The following is a 770-nucleotide window of genomic DNA, read 5'->3' as shown; positions in this document are numbered from 1 at the left end:
ACCCGCTGTACAACCGGATCACCTACAGCCCGCTGCACGGCGACCGGTTCTTCCAGCTCTACGACGACGCCCAGCACGGCCTCCACACCGACCACGGCCCCTACCACCAGCCTTCCCTGCCCTACTCCATGGGCAGCGGTGAGACCTGGCAGCACGCCAAGCTCATGGCAGCGGGCGACTTCAGCGGCGCCGGCCACAGCGACCTGATCGTGGTGTGGACCGACGGCGAGGTGACCCTCTACACCAACGACGGCAACGGCCACTTCATCTCCGAACGCCAACTGAGGGCCGCCAACTCCACCTGGACCCACGCGGAGACCATCACCGCGGGCGACTTCACCGGATCGAACCGCTTCGACCTGATGGTGCGCTGGTCCGACGGCGAGGTCACGCTCTACGGCGACGTCGGCACCAACGGCCTCAACGTGGCCGGCACCCAGATGATCGGACCCAACTCGACCTGGCAGCACGCCACCCAGATCACCGCGGGCCGCTTCAACGCCTCCACCTACGTCACCGACCTGATGGTGCGCTGGTCCGACGGCGAACTCACCCTCTACACCAATGTGAGCGCCGGCAGCTTCGGCCAGGAACACAAGCTCAAGGACGCCAACTCCACCTGGACCCACGCCAACCTGCTCACCAGCGGCGAGTTCTCCGGCAACCAGAAGTGGGACCTGATGGTGCAGTGGTCCGACGGTGAACTCGACAACTACGTCGGCACCACGCCCTCCGCCCTCGGCACCGAGACCCGCATCCAGGACGCCAAC

At 66.4% G+C, this 770-nt stretch carries 1 protein-coding gene; it reads left to right on the top strand.

Annotated elements, in window-relative coordinates:
• The coding region (locus AQI88_RS29000; RefSeq protein ID WP_167357485.1) for an FG-GAP-like repeat-containing protein at nt 1-770 on the top strand (770 nt) is incomplete at both ends.

Origin of the sequence: Streptomyces cellostaticus (genome assembly GCF_001513965.1) — a bacterium.
GTDB lineage: Bacteria > Actinomycetota > Actinomycetes > Streptomycetales > Streptomycetaceae > Streptomyces > Streptomyces cellostaticus.
This window is presented reverse-complemented; position numbering and strand designations above follow the sequence as displayed.